Here is a 746-nt window from a genome sequence, read left to right as displayed (position 1 = left end):
GAAATGACAAAGTAATCAGACGGTATTCAGAACCTTTCAAACTGAAAATTCTGGACGAAATTACAACCGGTAAACTAAACAAGAACCAATTAGGCAAACTTTATGGCATTGCCCCCACTACCATTAATGAATGGATTAGAAAGTACAACCGTAAAGACCTAATGAACACCAGAGTAAAAGTGGAAACAAAAGACGAGATAACACGAATTAAAGAACTGCAAAAAGAGATTGAACAGCTTAAAAAGCTACTCTTAAAAAAGGATCTGGATGCTTTAGTATTGGATTCATACCTGGAAGTAGCGGCTGAAGATCTAGGCTACAAATCTGTTGCAGAACTAAAAAAAAAGTTAAGTATAAAGCCTTAATCAAGGCCAAGGAAAAAGCTAAGGGATTTGCTTCTTTAACTACCATAACCCATTGTTTTGGACATAAACGAAATGCTTACTATAAGTATAAAAATAGAGCTGATAAGCGTTTAAAAATAGAACAGCAGATTATCGAGATAATAAAGAAAAGACGCAAATCCCTACCTAGAGAAGGCGTGCGTAAACTTGTTAAATCCTTAGATAATGAGTTTGCCAAGGCCAACCTTAAAGTCGGTAGAGACACCTTATTTAATGTCCTTAGAAAACATCAAATGCTTACACTCAGAAAGAAATATAGTTCCAGAACTACAAACTCTTTGCACAGGTTCTACAAGTATAAAAACATCATTAAAGATGTTCAAGTTACAAGGCCTAACCAAG

1 protein-coding gene is annotated in these 746 nt (G+C 35.1%); it reads left to right on the top strand.

Annotation, left to right across the window (positions count from 1 at the left end):
• The coding region (locus tag ACFQ0I_RS17375; protein WP_379944261.1) for a transposase at positions 1-365 on the top strand (365 nt) is incomplete at its 5' end.
• Between the last annotated feature and the right edge of the window lie 381 nt (positions 366-746).

Source organism: Mariniflexile aquimaris (assembly GCF_042676825.1).
GTDB classification, from domain to species: Bacteria; Bacteroidota; Bacteroidia; order Flavobacteriales; family Flavobacteriaceae; genus Mariniflexile; species Mariniflexile aquimaris.
Note: the sequence above shows the minus strand (reverse complement) of the source record. Positions and strands in the feature narration are given on the sequence as shown.